Annotated in this window: 12 protein-coding genes and 1 tRNA gene; 7 read left to right on the forward strand and 6 right to left on the reverse strand. The window is 68.3% G+C overall.

All coding sequences use genetic code 11. From position 1 onward, the window contains the following. Positions 1-903: 903 nt before the first annotated feature. Both groL and D9T14_RS12690 read right to left on the reverse strand, forming a co-directional pair. On the reverse strand, positions 904-2,526 hold the full coding sequence (gene groL / locus D9T14_RS12685; protein WP_119162889.1) for a chaperonin GroEL: 1,623 nt from the start codon (positions 2,524-2,526) through the stop codon (positions 904-906). Between the two features lie 262 nt (positions 2,527-2,788). Then, positions 2,789-3,067, reverse strand: a complete 279-nt coding sequence (locus tag D9T14_RS12690; RefSeq protein ID WP_119162888.1) for a DUF3263 domain-containing protein — start codon at positions 3,065-3,067, stop codon at positions 2,789-2,791. A 190-nt stretch (positions 3,068-3,257) separates the two neighbouring features. On the opposite strand from D9T14_RS12690, the gene manA reads away from it, so the two are divergent. The 3 genes from manA to D9T14_RS12705 all read left to right on the forward strand — a co-directional run bounded on the left by manA (position 3,258) and on the right by D9T14_RS12705 (position 7,263). Beyond that, positions 3,258-4,448, forward strand: coding sequence for a mannose-6-phosphate isomerase, class I (manA, locus tag D9T14_RS12695; protein WP_119162887.1), 1,191 nt, complete (start codon positions 3,258-3,260; stop codon positions 4,446-4,448). A gap of 110 nt (positions 4,449-4,558) precedes the next feature. Continuing rightward, positions 4,559-4,634: transfer RNA gene (locus D9T14_RS12700), tRNA-Thr, on the forward strand. Between the two features lie 358 nt (positions 4,635-4,992). Beyond that, positions 4,993-7,263 (forward strand): MMPL family transporter, encoded by a 2,271-nt coding sequence (locus tag D9T14_RS12705; protein WP_119162886.1) that lies wholly within the window; start codon positions 4,993-4,995, stop codon positions 7,261-7,263. 57 nt (positions 7,264-7,320) lie between these two features. Here the strand turns inward: D9T14_RS12705 and D9T14_RS12710 are convergent, their stop codons facing one another. Continuing rightward, positions 7,321-9,069, reverse strand: a complete 1,749-nt coding sequence (locus D9T14_RS12710) for a potassium channel family protein (protein WP_119162885.1) — start codon at positions 9,067-9,069, stop codon at positions 7,321-7,323. A gap of 7 nt (positions 9,070-9,076) precedes the next feature. Continuing rightward, a complete protein-coding gene (locus tag D9T14_RS12715) occupies positions 9,077-9,460 on the reverse strand; it encodes a DUF6394 family protein (protein WP_119162884.1) in 384 nt (127 codons plus the stop codon). An 84-nt stretch (positions 9,461-9,544) separates the two neighbouring features. On the opposite strand from D9T14_RS12715, the gene D9T14_RS12720 reads away from it, so the two are divergent. After that, the gene (locus D9T14_RS12720) at positions 9,545-10,063 is read left to right on the forward strand and encodes an O-acetyl-ADP-ribose deacetylase (protein ID WP_119162883.1); all 519 of its coding nucleotides are present in this window, start codon (positions 9,545-9,547) and stop codon (positions 10,061-10,063) included. Positions 10,064-10,086: 23 nt separating this feature from the next. Here the strand turns inward: D9T14_RS12720 and D9T14_RS12725 are convergent, their stop codons facing one another. Together D9T14_RS12725 and D9T14_RS12730 are read right to left on the reverse strand one after the other, a co-directional pair. After that, on the reverse strand, positions 10,087-10,953 hold the full coding sequence (locus D9T14_RS12725; protein WP_374955809.1) for a DedA family protein: 867 nt from the start codon (positions 10,951-10,953) through the stop codon (positions 10,087-10,089). Positions 10,954-11,077: 124 nt separating this feature from the next. Next, positions 11,078-14,707, reverse strand: coding sequence for an ABC transporter ATP-binding protein (locus D9T14_RS12730; protein WP_170175761.1), 3,630 nt, complete (start codon positions 14,705-14,707; stop codon positions 11,078-11,080). 318 nt (positions 14,708-15,025) lie between these two features. Between D9T14_RS12730 and D9T14_RS12735 the strand changes: the two genes are divergently transcribed. The 3 genes from D9T14_RS12735 to D9T14_RS14005 all read left to right on the forward strand — a co-directional run. Continuing rightward, on the forward strand, positions 15,026-15,379 hold the full coding sequence (locus tag D9T14_RS12735) for a siderophore-interacting protein (protein WP_119162881.1): 354 nt from the start codon (positions 15,026-15,028) through the stop codon (positions 15,377-15,379). A 66-nt stretch (positions 15,380-15,445) separates the two neighbouring features. Further along, entirely contained in the window at positions 15,446-15,814 is a 369-nt protein-coding gene (locus D9T14_RS12740) for a siderophore-interacting protein (protein WP_119162880.1), read from the forward strand. Between the two features lie 219 nt (positions 15,815-16,033). Then, positions 16,034-16,262: hypothetical protein (locus D9T14_RS14005; protein WP_220668349.1), on the forward strand; the 229-nt coding region annotated here is incomplete at its 3' end.

Raw genomic sequence — 16,262 nt, forward strand, 5'->3', positions numbered from 1 at the left:
CACTCAAAGAAACCCGCACCAGCAAAAACTGGCACAGACAAAACAAAAAAACTAGAAGCACGCTGTTGAGTTATCAAGAAACAACCACACAACCACAGCACAAGCCAAAACCCACACCATGGACGGCAGCCCGTTTATTATAGACCACCTGAGATCGGAATCAAAATCCCACCCTCAGGGCGGTCGGGACATCCAGACCGAGATCACTGCCCTAGCGAGCACCGAACCCCTTGCCAGGAGTCCCTCTTCAGTTGTCGAACTGCCTTGCGGCAGCTCGAGAAACATTACCCTGTTCGCGCCAGCGACGCAAGTCGGGTCCTCCAACTCGATCGGATCCACGCCAACAAGCCAATGAATGACCTTGTCAATGGCTTTTTACGTGTTGGTGGAAGCAGGAGCGGCCGACCATGACGTGACGAGATGGCCGAACACCGGCCGCGGGGACCCACCCTGCACGCCTATGTGGCGCTGTCCTCTGTGACAGGCTGAATCCTGTGCGTAGAGCCCCACCGGTACGGTCGGTAGGGGCGGCCCCAGGCCGGACAGCCCCAAAAGGCGAGCGAGCCGCTAGCCCGGCTCCACTCGACCCAGGAGAAGTCTGGGGCTGGAGCGACAGGAAACAGGGCTGCGAAGCGTTCCGCCCCGACGTGGCAGCACCCCGAGCCGGCCGGGGAACGAGCGGCTCAGGGGCGCAAGCTGTGGAGACCGCTCCGAACAGACGCGGGGGCGGGCAAGGCGCCGCAGGCTCCGCGTGTACCATCGGCCGCCCGAACAGAGGTGAGAGCCGGGTCATTCCACCGAGCGACTCGGGGTGCAGGATGGAGCGCTCCGAACAAAAGGTGAGGGGCCGGCCGTGAAGGCCGACCCCTCACAGGGATCAGTGAGTCGCCCCACCAGGGTGGATCAGTACATGCCACCCATGCCGTCGTCGGGGGCCGGAGTGGCCGGCTTCGGCTCGGGCTTGATGGCGATGACTGCCTCGGTCGTCAGGAAGAGACCGGCGATGGAGGCGGCGTTCTGCAGCGCGGAGCGCGTCACCTTGGCCGGATCGATGATGCCGGCCTCGACCATGTCGACGTACTCGTCCGTGGCGGCGTTGAGGCCCTGCCCCTTGGGGAGGCCCTTGACCTTCTCGGCCACGACGCCGCCCTCGAGGCCGGCGTTCACGGCGATCTGCTTCAGCGGGGCCTCGACGGCGGTGAAGACGATCTGGGCTCCGATCGCCTCGTCGGTCGTGAGACCCTCAGGGAGCCCAGCGGATGCGGCGGCCTGGATGAGGGCGACGCCACCACCGGGAAGGATGCCCTCCTCCACGGCGGCCTTGGCGTTGCGGACCGCGTCCTCGATGCGGTGCTTGAGCTCGGAGGCCTCGACCTCGGTGGCGGCACCGACCTTGATGACGGCGACGCCGCCGGCGAGCTTGGCCAGACGCTCCTGGAGCTTCTCGCGGTCGTAGTCGGAGTCGGAGTTCTCGATCTCGACGCGGATCTGCTTGATGCGTCCCTGGATCTGGTCCTTGTCGCCGGCGCCGTCGACGATGGTCGTGGCGTCCTTGGTGACGTTGACGGAGCGGGCCCGGCCGAGCATCTCGATCGGCAGGGTGTCGAGCGAGAGGCCGACGGTGTCGGAGACGACCTGGCCACCGGTGAGGGTGGCGATGTCGCCCAGCATCGCGCGACGGCGGTCACCGAAGGCCGGAGCCTTGACGGCGACGGACTTGAAGGTGCCGCGGATCTTGTTGACGACCAGGCCGGCGAGGGCCTCGCCGTCGACGTCCTCGGCGATCACCAGGAGCGGCTTGCCGGTCTGCTGCACCTTCTCGAGGATGGGCAGCAGGTCCTTGAGGGACGAGACCTTGCCGTCGACGATGAGCACGTAGGGATCGTCGAGGACGGCCTCCATGCGCTCGGTGTCGGTGACGAAGTAGGGGCTGATGTAGCCCTTGTCGAAGTTCATGCCCTCGGTGAGCTCGAGCTCGAGGCCGAAGGTGTTGGAGTCCTCGACGGTGATGACGCCTTCCTTGCCGACCTTGTCCATGGCCTCGGCGATCTGCTCGCCGACGGCGGGATCACCCGCGGAGATGGAGGCGGTCTGGGCGATCTGGTCGCGCGTCTCGACGTCGATGGCCAGCTTGCTCAGCTCGGCGGAGATGACCGCGGTGGCCTTCTCGATGCCGCGCTTGAGCTCGATCGGGTTGGCACCTGCGGTGACGTTGCGCAGGCCCTCGTGCACCATGGCCTGGGCGATGACGGTGGCGGTGGTGGTGCCGTCGCCGGCGATGTCGTCCGTCTTCTTGGCGACCTCCTTCACCAGCTCGGCGCCGATCTTCTCGTAGGGATCGGAGAGTTCGATCTCCTTGGCGATGGAGACGCCGTCGTTGGTGATCGTGGGGGCGCCCCACGACTTCTCCAGGACGACGTTGCGGCCCTTGGGGCCGAGCGTGACCTTCACCGCGTTGGCGAGGGTGTTCATGCCCTCCTCGAGGCCGCGGCGGGCCCCGCTGTCGAATTCAATGAGCTTTGCCATGTTCGGTGGGAATCCTCCCGCGCCGGTCGCCCGGCGCTTTCTTGTCCGCGTCGGCGGGGCCGGCGCTTCGTTGTCAATGTGAGACGGATCGACGATGCCCGCGACGGACGGCTCCTACGAGCCTCACCCCCGATCCCCGGGTGGCACTCAGCCACACCGAGTGCTGACCACATTTTTAGCACTCGAACATGGCGAGTGCAAAAGGTCTGTGCCTCGAAATTGAGCGTATCCGGCTCAATCCTCGGCGGATCAGCCGGGGCCGTCAGCGGGCCAGGCGATGGGCCGAACGGTCGCGGTGCCGCTGCTCGCGCAGGCGGCGCAGCCGCTTGACGAGCAGGGGGTCGTACTCCAGGGCCTCGGGGCGGTCGATGAGGGTGTTGAGGATCTGGTAGTAGCGCGCCGATGACAGATCGAAGCGCTCGCGGATCTCCTGCTCCTTGGAGGAGCGGGCCGTCCACCAGGACTTCTCGAAGTCGAGGATGGCGGCATCGCGCTCGGACAGGACGCCGGCTGCGTCGATCTGCTGCATCACCTGGGGCATGCCCCGATTCTAGCCCACCGAATGACACCGTTGTGATTCGTTGCCCGCGCGGGGAAGTGCCCCTCGACAGATGCGCTCGGCATGGCGAAGAACGCGGGTCCATGACACTATATTCAGGAAGCACCTGACACAGGCGGTCCAGGAGGGTCGGTAGCTCTGTGACTGCGCGCCACACAAGGAAGGACCACTCATGCGACCACTGACGGGCGTCGTGAAGAACTACGCCTGGGGTTCTCCTGACGCCATCCCGGCGATCCTCTGCACGGAGTCGGACGGGATGCCTCAGGCCGAGTACTGGCTCGGCGCTCACCCCTCCAGCCCGGCGGCCATCGAGGACACGACGCTCGACCGGCTCGTCGCCGCCCGCCCCGAGGTGCTCGGGGCGGCCCGTGAGCGTTTCGACGGCCAGTTCCCCTATCTGCTGAAGATCCTGGCGGCGGCCCGCCCGCTGAGCCTGCAGGCACATCCCTCCCTGGAGCAGGCGCTCGCCGGCTTCGCCGCCGAGGAGGCCCTGGGGATCCCGATCGACGATCCCACACGGACCTACAAGGACACCTGGCCAAAGCCCGAGTTGCTCGTTGCACTCGGCCCCTTCGAGGCCCTGTGGGGTTTCCGCGACCCGCTCAGGACGGCCGAGCTCTTCGACGCCCTCAAGCCGCGCGAGTCGCTCGAGCCGCTGATCGGCCCGCTGCGCCATCGCGGCGCCGAGGCCGGCCTGGCCGAGGTCTTCCTGGAGTGCCTGTGCCCCGACGAGGCGCACCGGGCCATGATCAACGGCGTGCTCAGCGCGGCGCTCCACCACGCCGACGCCGGGGGAGAGATGGGAGACTTCGCGCGGCTGGCCATTCGCCTGGACGAGTTCTACCCCAGTGACCCGTCGATCCTGGCGGCTCTCCTGCTCAACCATGTGCACCTGGAGGCCGGGCAGGGGCTGCATGTCCCGGCCGGTGTCCTGCACGCGTACCTGAGCGGCACCGGGATCGAGATCATGGCGAGTTCGGACAACGTCGTGCGCGGCGGCCTGACCCCGAAGCACATCGACGTCGACGCCCTCGTCTCGCTGCTGCGCTTCCTACCGGCCGAGCCCGACGTCGTCACGCCCGTACCGATCGGGGCCGGCATCTCCTACTACCCCACCGACGAACCCGAGTTCGCCCTGTGGCGCGCCGAACTGGAGCTGGGCCGCCCGGCCGAGCTGCCCGGCGCCGGGCGCGCACGAATCCTGCTCGTCATCGAGGGACACGTCCAGATCCAGGACGGGCAGGGCGGTGATCTCGGCGAGATCCACCAGGGGCAGTCGGTCTTCTTCGAGGCCGACGAGCAGATCCGCCTGCACGGTGACTGCCTGGCCTTCGTCGCCGCCTCCGGCGAGATCGACTGAGCGGGAACGGGCACGGCCCGCCGCGGCGATTGGCCGGATCGGCCCCCCGGACGGCACAATGGTTCTTGCTCGGCGGTGGTGCCGCACGAGCCGCCGGCCGGGCCGGCGACGCCTCCGTAGCTCAGCGGCCAGAGCATTCGCCTTGTAAGCGAAGGGTCGAGGGTTCGACTCCCTCCGGGGGCTCCACGGTGGAGGGTGCGCGGCACGAACGGGGCCTCGGTACGCCCGCTTCCCGGCGCCCACCGTGAACCGGCGACCGCGCAGTGACGACCTGTCATCCGAGGCCGCCGGCCATCCGGGATCGCCGGCCCGGCCCTCAGATGACACCCACGGCTGGGAGACAGGACGACAGCGGCCCTCTGCCAGCAGTACGCCATGGCGCCGCCGGCACCTCGATCCGGCAGGCCATGACAGGGCTCGGGCCACCGCACGGCCGCCACGGCTGGAGTCCTCCCGGCACCGCCTACGGCGAAACCCCGGCGCCAGCGATCCCGTGTCGGGGGCCGCTGCGATAATGCTCGAGTAGCGAGACAAGGGAGCCTCCATGTTCACCCGTATCGGCCGTGTCGTGTCCCGTCACCCAGTGGGCTTCGTCGTCGGGTGGGCGGTGCTGCTGGCGGTCATGGCCGTCCTGGCCTTCCAGGGGCTGGGCGCCGGCGGCCTCTTCGACCGGCTGGCGAGCACGGAGGCCACGACGCCCGACAGCGACTCGGAGGTCGTCTACTCGATGACCCTCTCCGACGACGACAACGGCGAGACGATCATCGTCATCGCCAGCGGTGTCGACGTGGCGGGCGACTGGCAGGGTGTCGCGGCGGCCGCCACCGCGGCCCGCGGCGAACTGGCCGAACTCGACGACGTCGCCTCCGTCCGGGACGCCTTCATGCTGCCGGACCCCACCTCTCAGGAGGCCCTGGCCCTGCTGTCGAGCGACGGCGATGGCTTCGTCGAACTCGTCACGCTCGACGAGGGGCTCAGCGACCACGCGTCACAGGACGCCAACGAGCGGGTGGTCGAGGCGGCCCAGGGGGCATGGCTCGACGCCCTGCACGAGTACGGCGCCACGGCGAGCGCGCACGTCGTGTCGACCACGCTCATCGCCGACTCCATCACCGGCCTGGTGCAGAAGGACCTGGTGCGCGGGGAGTCGGTGAGCCTGCCGGTGGCGCTCGTCCTGCTGGTGATCGTCTTCGGCGGTCTGCTCGCCGCGGGGCTGCCGCTGGCCGGGGCGATCGTGTCGATCCTGATCGGCATGGGCGCGCTGTGGTGCCTGACCTTCGCCCTGGACGTCAACTCGTTCATCCTCAACGTCATCTCGATCATCGGCCTGGCCCTGTCGATCGACTACGGCCTGCTGCTCGTCAGCCGCTACCGCGAGGAGACCGCCGCCCAGCTTGCCAGGGACGGCTGGCGTGACGGCACGCTGCCCGTCGGGGATGCCATGAGGGATCTCGTGCGGGGCACCGTCGTGCGCACGGTCGCCACCGCCGGCCGCACGGTCTCGTTCTCGGCGCTGACCATCGCCTGTTCCATCTGCGGTCTGTTCGTCATGCGCTCCCCCATCCTCAGGACCATCGGCGCCGGCGCGGTCATCGTCACCCTGCTCGCCGTGGCGTGCACACTCACGCTCGTGCCGGCGATCATCACGCTGCTCGGCGCCCACCTCGTACGCCCCAGCGCCCTGAGTCGGGTGCCGGGGCTGCGGCGTGTCCTCGCCGCGGTGGGCGACACATCGTCCGACGACGGCGTGTTCAGCCGCCTGTCGCGCCGCGTCGTGGCGCACCCGTGGATCGTCATGCTCCTCGTCGTCGCCCTCCTGGCCGTCATGGCCGCGCCCATCGGCTCGCTGCGCCTGCGCACCAACTTCGCCGAGTACATGCCCGCGGATTCCCCCGTGCGCGCCGGATACGACATCCTCCAGGGCGACTACCCGGCGCTGGCCACACCCACGATCAGCATCGTCGCGCAGACCGATCCGACCGCCGTGGCCGGATTCGTGTCCGGCATACAGGCCATGGACGACGTCACCCACGTCACCGCCACCGAACTGGCCGACCACGAGCACATGACGCTCATCAGCGTCCTCATGGACGTCGACGACCCGGTCGGCCCCCAGGCCAGCGACACCGTCGACCAGATCCGCGCCATCGACCCCGGCTACCAGGTCTGGGTAGGCGGCCAGGCCGCGCAGCAGACCGACTTCACCGACTCGATCGCCCAGGGCGCGCCCTGGGCGGCGCTCATCGTCATCGCGGCAGTCCTCGTGCTGCTGTTCTGCATGACCGGCTCGTTCGTCGTCCCGCTGAAGGCCCTCCTCATCAACACCTTCTCGCTGGTCGCCTCACTCGGGGCGACGGCGTGGCTGTTCGAGGGCGGCCACCTGGGACTGCCGCGGACCGCCGGCCTGGAGACCTTCATCGTGGCCTGCCTCATGGCATTCGGTTTCGGCCTGGCGATGGACTACGAGGTCTTCCTGCTGGCCCGCATCACCGAGTACTGGCAGGCCGGCTACGACAACGACGAGGCAGTCGCCCGCGGCCTGCAGCGCTCGGGCCGCATCATCACCTCCGCGGCCGCCATCATCATCGCCGTCTTCCTCGGCTTCGTCTCGGGCGAGATGATCGCCGTCAAGCAGATCGGGGTGGGCCTGGCCATCATGGTCACGGCCGACGCCACCCTCGTGAGGCTGCTGCTCGTGCCCGCGACGATGACGGTACTCGGCCAGTGGAACTGGTGGGCACCCCGACCACTGGCCAGGCTGTACCGGCGCCTCGGCCGGCAGGAGCCTGCGGAGGACGCCGCAGCGCAGCAGTGACCTCCTCCACTGGCCCCTGTCCGAGGGCCTGCGGGAGGCTCGGTGAGCGGTGGCGTCCTAACGGCCGGCCGAGCGTCTGCGGCGGGCCTGGCTGATCCTGCGCCACAGGGCGCCGCCGGTGCCCTCCTGCCCGGTCTGCACGTAGCTGAGCGCATTGGGATTGCGCAGCACGACCTCGACGTCGACGCGTCCGCGCACCGAACCGGCGACGAGCAGCCGGTCGCCGGTCTTCAGCTCGAACCCGGGGCCCGGCCGGTCGATCGTCTTGGCGCCGCGGCGGATCATGAGGATGACGGCCTCGCTGCGCCAGCCGCGGGAGGCCGGGTCGGTGAGCAGGTGCTCCACAGTGACGGTGCGCCCCTGCCCCAGCGCCTCACAGACCGCCTCGGCGCCGTGATGACGCAGCACGACGTCCCACAGCTCGGGGATACGCCCGCGCCCGTAACGGGCCAGCCGGTCGCACAGCAGCTTGCAGTCCTTCTCGGAGTACTGGCTGATGCGTTTGAGGTACTGGCCGAGCAGGGGCGTGGTGATGCGGGCCAGGAACTCCTGGGCCACGATGTGGCTCGGCACCATGGACAGGTCGTCGGTGAAGGCGTCGAACAGCGGGGTGTTGGCCGTCTGGTTCTGGCGGGTGACGATGAAGATGTCGGGATTCAGGTCGCGGGCCGTCACGGCGATGGCGAGATTCTTCGTGTCGGAGGCGTTGCCGGCGACGAGACCGTCGGCCTCCTTGACGCCGGCGGCGAGCAGCGACTCGGAGTCGATGCCCGAACCGCGCACGTCCACGCCGCCCTCGTCGTAGTGGGCGACGTCGATGACCGACACCTCGATGCCCGAGCCACGCAGCTCCTCGACGACGGCGTGACCGAAGCGCCCGAATCCGCACATGATCCACTTGCCACGCGGGGGCTGGCTGGGTTCTGGCATCGGTTCGCCCTTGAGGCCGATGAGGGTCTCGCGGAGCCGGTAGCGCTCGGGCGCGGTGATGGCGGCGGTGAGCTGGCGGGCGAACCGTTCGAAGGGGTTGACGACGAGGTCGCCGCCGAAGACACCGACGTGGGTCTCGGCGTCCCGGTTGCGGATGCGCGCCAGGACGGCGACGCGCGGGGCGAGCAGCCGGGTGGTGACGGCGATCGACTGGTTCTTCTCGTCGTCGTCGGTCAGGGCCATGACGCCGCGGCAGTGCGGGGCGAGCAGGCCGGCGTTCGACAGCACCTGGGGCTGGGAGGCGTCGGCGGCGATGAGCGGCGGGTCCTGGTGGAACTCCTCCAGCCGCAGCCGGGCTAGGCGGTCCTCGTCGCGTTCGATGACGACGAAACGCAGGTTGAGCCGGTCGAGGCCGTGGCAGACGAGCGTGCCCGTCTCGCCGGCGCCGACGACGATGTAGAAGGGCTCGCGGATCGAGTAGATCTTGCGGACGCCGCGGGACTGGCGCACGGCGTTCTGGAAGGAGTTCTCCTGGAGCAGGGCCAGGATGTTCACCAGCGAGTAGTACCAGCCGATGACCGTCGCGTAGATCGTGCCGAGCATCCACAGGCGCTGGGCGGTGGAGTAGGCCTCCGGGATCTCCCCGAGGCCGATCGTCGTGCCGGTGAAGCTCACGACGTAGAAGGCCGTGAACATGTCCATCGGCTCGGTGGGATTGCCCTGGGCGTCGACACCGGGGATGAGGCTCAGCCCGAAGGTACACACCGCGTAGATCCCGACGAGCAGGATCAGCGGGAACCTCATCCTTCGCAGGATGAGGAAGAAGACGTCGGTCAACGCCCCCTGGCGTCGCCTCCGCGTTGAGCTTGCGGGCATGGCGAGTTCAGCGCCTGATCTGGATGATCTCGCTGATCATGAGGACGACCGAGATGAGATTGGCCAATAGCGCACCGCCCGACATCGAGACGATGAGGGAGATGTGCTCGGGCGTCATCGTCGTCGCCGCGATCTGCGTGGCCCACACCCAGATGATCGCGGCGACGGCCAGCTGCAGGTCGGCCACCAGCGAGGTGGCCAGGTGCACGGCGCCCAGCTGGGTGCGGTCACCGAACTTCAGCACCGTGGTGATGAGACTGACGACCAGTGCCGCCGCCAGCTCGTAGCCGTTGTGCTGGGCGGGGTCGTCGATCCGGCCCAGGAAGAAGCCGAGGTTCAGTGCGGCAGCAAGGGTGACGAAGAAGCCGAAGACGACTTTTTCCAGGTTCATGACGCTCCCATCGTGACGCTCTGGCCCAACATTATTACCGACCGGTGCCGTGACCGGTCGAGCTCTTCGCGTCACAATGACGTCATGGACATCCGGATCGTGCGCGCAGACATCACCACCGTAGCGGCCGACGCGATCGTCAACGCCGCGAATCCCTCATTGCTGGGCGGGGGCGGCGTGGACGGGGCGATCCACCGGGCCGGCGGGCCCGCCGTGCTCGAGGCCTGCCGCGAGCTGCGGGCGACGAGCCTGCCCGAGGGGCTGCCGCGCGGGCAGGCCGTGGCGACGACGGCCGGGCGGCTGCCCGCCCGATGGGTGATCCACACGGCCGGACCGGTCTTCTCCCGCACCCAGGACCGCTCGCAGGTCCTCGCGGACTGCTACCGCAACTGCCTGGCGGTGGCCGACGGGCTGGGCGCCGACAGCATCGCCTTCCCCACGATCTCGGCCGGCGTCTACGGCTGGCCGGTGGCCGATGCGACCCGCATCGCGGTGGACACGCTCACCGCGACGCCCACACGGGTGCGCACCGCGCTCCTCGTCGCGTTCGGCGACGAGGCGTACGAGGGCTATGCGCGAGCGCTGGCAGCAGTGCAGGGTTGAGGGGATCGGGCCGCCCCAGGGGATCAGGCCCGCGCAGCCTGATTGTTCTTGCGCCAAGAACTGCTGAATGCGACGACGAAGACGACCACGACGAGGGCGATCGCGACGTAGTTGGCGATCCTGGAGTAGACCTCGAGCACCGCGGTGATGGGCGCGCCCACCAGGTAGCCGATCCCGGTGCAGCCGAGCAGCCAGATGAGGCAGACGGTGCAGTTCATGGCGACGAAGCGCCGCACGCTCATCCGGTTGGCCCCGGCCAGGACGAAGACGACGGCCATGAGCGGCAGCGGGATGGGCACGTAGGCGAGGAACATGCCGAACCAGCCGGCCCTGTCCGCCCAGCGCTCGACCTTCTCGTAGCGGCGCCTGGCGCGTTCGGAGCGGCCGGCCCAGACCTCGATCATGCCGCGGCCCCACAGCTTGCCGGCCCACCAGTAGACCCAGTCGAACTTGCAGCTCATGATGGTGCCGGCCACCAGGACGAGCACCCAGGGGATGGCCGCGTGGTAGTCGCCCTCGCGCATGAGGGCGCCGAACGTGGCGGCGCCCGTGCGCGAACCGGTGACGGCCACCAGCACGGGGATGCGGCTGGCGGCGCCCAGCAGCCAGGCCCGCAGCGGCAGGATGGCGAGACTGACGGCGCCCAGGACACCCATCCAGGCCAGGCAGGCGATGTCGGACCTGCCGGGCTTGTGCCGCCAGGGCATGGCGGGATCGTCCCACCAGTCCTTCTCCTGTTCGGCAGCCGATTCGTCGTCAACCGCGGGGCCGGCAGGGTTCCCGGCTCCCCCGCCCGACGAGACGTCCACGGGCACCGCCGGGGGGAAGTCCTCGCCGGCGTCGTGCTCTGCGGCCGCGTCCCGATCGACGCGCCTGGGCTCGTGATTCACCTGGCCAAGGCTACCCGCGGGCACCGATACGGAACATCAGTAGCCGCATCGCAGCGCGTCTCGGCCGGCGGGTCCCCCTCGGGTGGCCCCGGGAACACGGGCATGACCGGCTCGCGCCGATCCGTCAGGGCGGGCCGGACGAGGCGGCTGCCCGCTCGTGCACGGCCCACAGGCGCTGGTAGGTGGGGCTGGCGGTCAGTAGTTCCTCGTGGCTGCCGGCCGACTCGATGCCCCGGTCGCCGAGCACCACGATGTTCTCGCAGGCGCTGATGGTGTTCAGCCGGTGCGCGATGACCATCACGGTTCGTCCCGAGACGAGCGAGGACAGGGCGCGCTGGATGCGTACCTCGGTGCGCGGGTCTACCGACGCGACGGCCTCGTCGAGCAGCAGTACCGGGGCGTCCTTCACCAGGGCCCGCGCGATCGACAGGCGCTGCCGCTGGCCTCCGGAGAGATTGCCGCCGGCCTCGTCGACCATCGCATCGAGCCCGTCCGGCATCGCCTCGACGAAGTCGCGCGCCTGGGCCAGCTCGAGCACGCGCCACAGCTCGTCGTCGCCGATGTCGGCGCCCATGGTGAGGTTCTCCCGCACGGTGGCGGGGAACAGGTAGACATCCTGGTAGACCGTGGTCACCTGCCCGGCAAGACCGGCGGGGCTCAGATCGCGTACGTCCGTGCCGGCGAGCAGCACCGCGCCCTCGTCGACGTCCCAGAAGCGGGCGACGAGATTGGCGACGGTGGACTTGCCCGAACCGGAGGGGCCCACCAGGGCCGTCACCTGGTCCGGGCGGGCGGTCATGCTCGCATGATCGAGCACCCGGCGCCGGCCGCGGTAGGAGAAGGCGACGTCGCGCAACTCCACGGTCACGCCATTCCCGGCCTGGGCGGGCCCGTCAAGCTCGCCCTCGGGCAGCGGTTCGAGGTCCCACAGTTCACCGACCTGCCTGGCGATCCGCGACTGCAGGTGCCGGTAGCTCGACAGCTCCAGCAGCTCCTGGTAGGGCCGGTACAGGCTCAGTGACACGACGAGCATCAGCAGCGCGACCGACTGGGGCAGCCCCGCGTCGAGGTGACGCAGGCAGACAACCCAGATGAGCATGGCGAAACCGAGTTCCAGGACGCCCGAGGCAGCGGACGTCAGAGGGCTGGTCCGCACGGCCATGGCGACGCTGCTGCGGCGCAGCTCCTCGACCGTGTCGCGGTACCTGCTGGCCTGCGGGGCATCAGGATTGGCGCGGATCACGGCAGTGCCCTGGACGAACTCGAGGAGATCGCTGCTGGCCCTCGACCGCATCCGCATGACACGGCCGAGCACCTTCTTCTCGGCGCCGTCGGAGACCCACAGCAGCAACCAGAACACCGGCACCCCGAGCAGGGCCGCCAGCGCGAGCCGCCAGTCGAAGACGAACAGCACGACGGCTGCGAGCAGGGGCTGGAGCAGGCCGACGATGATCTTCCCGGGCAGATTGATGAAGTCGATGAGGGACAGGTCCGAGACTACGAGCGTGGCGGTACGGCCCACGTCCAGACGGTCGTACTCCCCGAGCGGGATGCGCCGCAGGTGCCCCAGCACCGAGCGCCGCAGCTGCATCAGGGAACGGTTGGCCTTCCGCCACCAGGTGCTGGCCAGCCCCACACCGACGCCCCAACGGACCAGGAAGATGCTCAGCAGTGCGAGCCCGTAGCGCCACCAGGCCCCGGCGGACGGCGCCCCGCCGAACACGTCGAGCAGGGCGAGCACGACAACGACGACCGGCGCGCTGGTCAGCATGCCCTCGGCGATGATGAGCCACAGTCCGCCGCGCCACAGGTCACGACGCTGGTGGCCCACCATGGCGAGCCATTGACGCACCGGATTCATCGAGCCCAGGCCACGGACCCGGGGCGTCTCGCCCAGTTCCTCGGCGAGCTCCCGGCTGCGGACGTCCTCGGCGATCCGAGGGGGCCTTGCGGCTGCTTCGGCCCGCGTGGAAGAGGCGGCGGATTCACTGCCGCCGGTGAGCTTCCAGCCCTGGGCGTCAAGGTAGTCGGACCACAACTGCGCGTACTCGGGGCAGTCACGCAGCATCGCGTCATGGCCGTCGCAGTGCAGGATGCCCCCGTCCTGGACATAGGCGATGCGGTCGTGGCCGGCGATGGTGCCGAGGCGGTGGGCGACGGTGATCACTGTCGCATCGGCCCGCAGCTCGCCGAGCGCGGCGTTCACGGCGAACTCGCTCTCCGTGTCGAGGAAGGCGGTCGCCTCGTCCAACAGGACGATCTGGGCGCCCTTGAGCAGGGCACGGGCCACCGAGATCCGCTGCCGCTGGCCGCCCGACAGCCGGCCGCCGCCGGCCGGCAGGACGGTGGCCCAGCCCTCGGGCAGTTCGTCGACGAACTCGCTGACCCGTGCCCGGTCGGCCGCGGCGATCACCTCATCATCCGTGGCATCGGGGCGGGCCATGCGGATGTTCTCCATGAGGGTGTCGGCGAACAGGTAGTCGTCCTGCTGCACGTAGGCCACACGACGCATCAGCTCGACCGGGTCCATGTCCCGCAGGTCGACCCCGCCCAAACGCACCGAGCCCTCGGTGACGTCGTGGAAACGAGCGAGCAGGCCGAGCAGGGTCGACTTGCCCCCGCCGGACGGGCCGACCAGGGCCAGCGAGGACCTCTCGGGGATCTGCAGGCTCACGCCGTTGAGCACGTCCGGGCCGTCCTCGCCATAGCGGAAGTGCACGCCACACAGCTCCACCGCGAAACCGGCCGGCTGCCGGGCCTCGTCCGGTACCGGCAGATCGGGCTCGTCAAGGATCTCCGCGATGTTCCTCAGGCCGGCCTCGACCTGGTACTGGAGCACGGCCATGGAAATGAGCAGACCGGACAGGGGCTGGGCGAATCCCGATCCGACGAGCAGGAAGAACACGAGTGTGGCGGGGCTGACGATGCCCTGCGCGGTGCACCACAGGCCGACCGGCAGGATCAGCAGGAGCGGGTTGGACACCAGCGCGGTGCCGGCGACGGCCTGCCACTTGCCGCGGTCCTCCTTGAGATTCTCGACGTCCAGGGTCGCCCCGATGGCGGTGTCGGTCGCGGCATGGCCCATGTGCCCGGCGAGGAAGCCGCGCAGCACGCGCATACCGCGAAGATAGGTGACGACGGTGGTGTTGAGATCGGCCTTGATGCTCGACTCCTTCTCGGCGAAGCCGGAGGATCGGCTGACGGCCCAGGCGACCATGGCGACGGCCAGGATCACGAGTGCCACCGCAGCCAGCCCGGCCCGCCAGCTCATGACGAACATCGCGATGATGCTCGCCACCGGCACGGCGATCGCCGCGGCGATATCGGGGATGGCGTGCGAGAGGCCGAGTTCGAGTTGTTCGACGTCGTCCTGCAAGACCTTCTTGATGTGCCCGGAGCTGCGGGCACGGACCCGACCCAGCGGCATCAGTGCCAGCCGATCGGCCAGCGCGACGCGCAGATCGGCGAGGATGCGATAGGCGGCGTTGTGCGAGACGGCGTTGGCCAAGGCCTTGAACACGATCTTGGCGACGACTGCGGCCACCGCCCACGCGGCGAGCATGAGCAGGCGCGCACGATCCGGGTGCCGGCTGAGGAACAGCTCAGTGGCGACGAGGTAGACGATCAGATAGGGGGCCAGACCGAACAGCGCTCCGGCGATGGACAGGAATGCGCTGGCGATCAGCGGTCCCTTGCGCCGGCCGATCATCCTGGCGATGCGCTGCCGCCCACTCTCCTGCACGGGATCAGACATGAAACACCACTCCGGTTCTCTGGGCAATTGGGACGTGAGGTGATTAGGTGTGGCTAACCTACAACGTTGTCTGTGGTTGTCGCCACCGCTCGCTTTGGCGCAGTACTTCCGCGACAGGAGAACACTTCGACGGCCAACCCCATTGCCTGCAGAACCCCGTGCTTCCAGTGCAGCAGCCCAGATCATGGGCTGAGGCTTACACTTCCCGCGAGCCTCTACAGCACTGGGAACCCAATCATTCACAACGTCCAACTAATTGAATAAGCGCTCAACTATTTGAATATAGGTAAGCCTTGTCTATGTGGCTAGAATGCCGTCATGTCGAACATCGACGATCGGAGAATCCCCACGGCCCGTCGTGGCGTGACCGGTGCTTTGTTGCGCATGCTGGGTGGTCAGGATCACCTCCTGACCGTCACCGGGGTGGAACCGCTGACCTCCCACGTGAGGCGCATCGGCTTCCACAGTCCAAGCCTGTTCGACGATCTGTCGGAAGGACCAGCCACCTACATCCGCTGCTGGTTCCCGGATCCGACGCGTCCCGGCGTCGAGCACCAGCGGGGTTACACCCCCATCCGCATGTGTCGCTCCACCGGGGCACTGTCCATCGATTTCCTGCTCCACGAACCCGCCGGTCCCGCATCGAAGTGGGCGCGGCATGCCGCAGCCTGACAACGGCTCGGGGCGACGATCTATGGAACCACGCCGTTCGAGCTACCAGATCCGACACCGGAAGGCATGCTGTTGATCGGCGACCCGGCCTCTCTACCCGCGCTCAACTCGATCATCGACGCCATACCGGACGAGGTACCGATCGAGTTGTACTTGGAACAGTCCAACCCCCTCGATGCATCCCTGCCCGTCGCGACACACCCACAGCTTCAGCATCGGTGGGTGCCGCGCTCGGGCGCGAGGTCCCTGGCCGACGCCATCGACATCCGCGACTGGAGAGGTTGGCATGTGCAGGCCCTGACCGAGGCGTCCTCACTGAGACGACTGCGCCCGGTACTGAAATCGGTCATGGGATTCCCCAAGGACCACACAACCGTTCAGGCCTATTGGGTACAGGGCCGTACCATGGGGCGAAGCCGAGGCGGCGGCAGCTGAGACGCACTCAGCCCACTCCGTGCAGCCAACCCGGCACCTGGGCATCCACGACGCCGACCCCACCGGGCCATGCGCACATACTCAACGCGCTGCTTGCGATCACCCAGATAACACTCATTCGCACTAAAAATAAGGCTTGCCTCATCTAACCATATCGTCTATGGTCATGGTCATTGTGAAGAGTCGACGCATAACCCTCCAGGACTAGGAGAACTCGTCATGGATGACCGAGCCCCCCTGACGGTTCAACCCTCCACTCCGCAGGCCATGGGGCGCAGCGCGCGTTTCTCGCTCGTCGCGAGCCTCTACAGCACCCAGAACTGGAGTGATATAGGTTTTTCGGACAGTGGTTACTGGTTGGTTTTAGGCTGCTGCCCTGTGTTGTTGTCTCCATTCGGTGTCGACTTGGTTGGGGGTCCGGTAGTCAATGGCCGAGTGGAGACGTTTG

The sequence above is a fragment of the Propionibacterium australiense genome (genome assembly GCF_003666605.1).
Taxonomy (GTDB): Bacteria; Actinomycetota; Actinomycetes; order Propionibacteriales; family Propionibacteriaceae; genus Propionibacterium; species Propionibacterium australiense.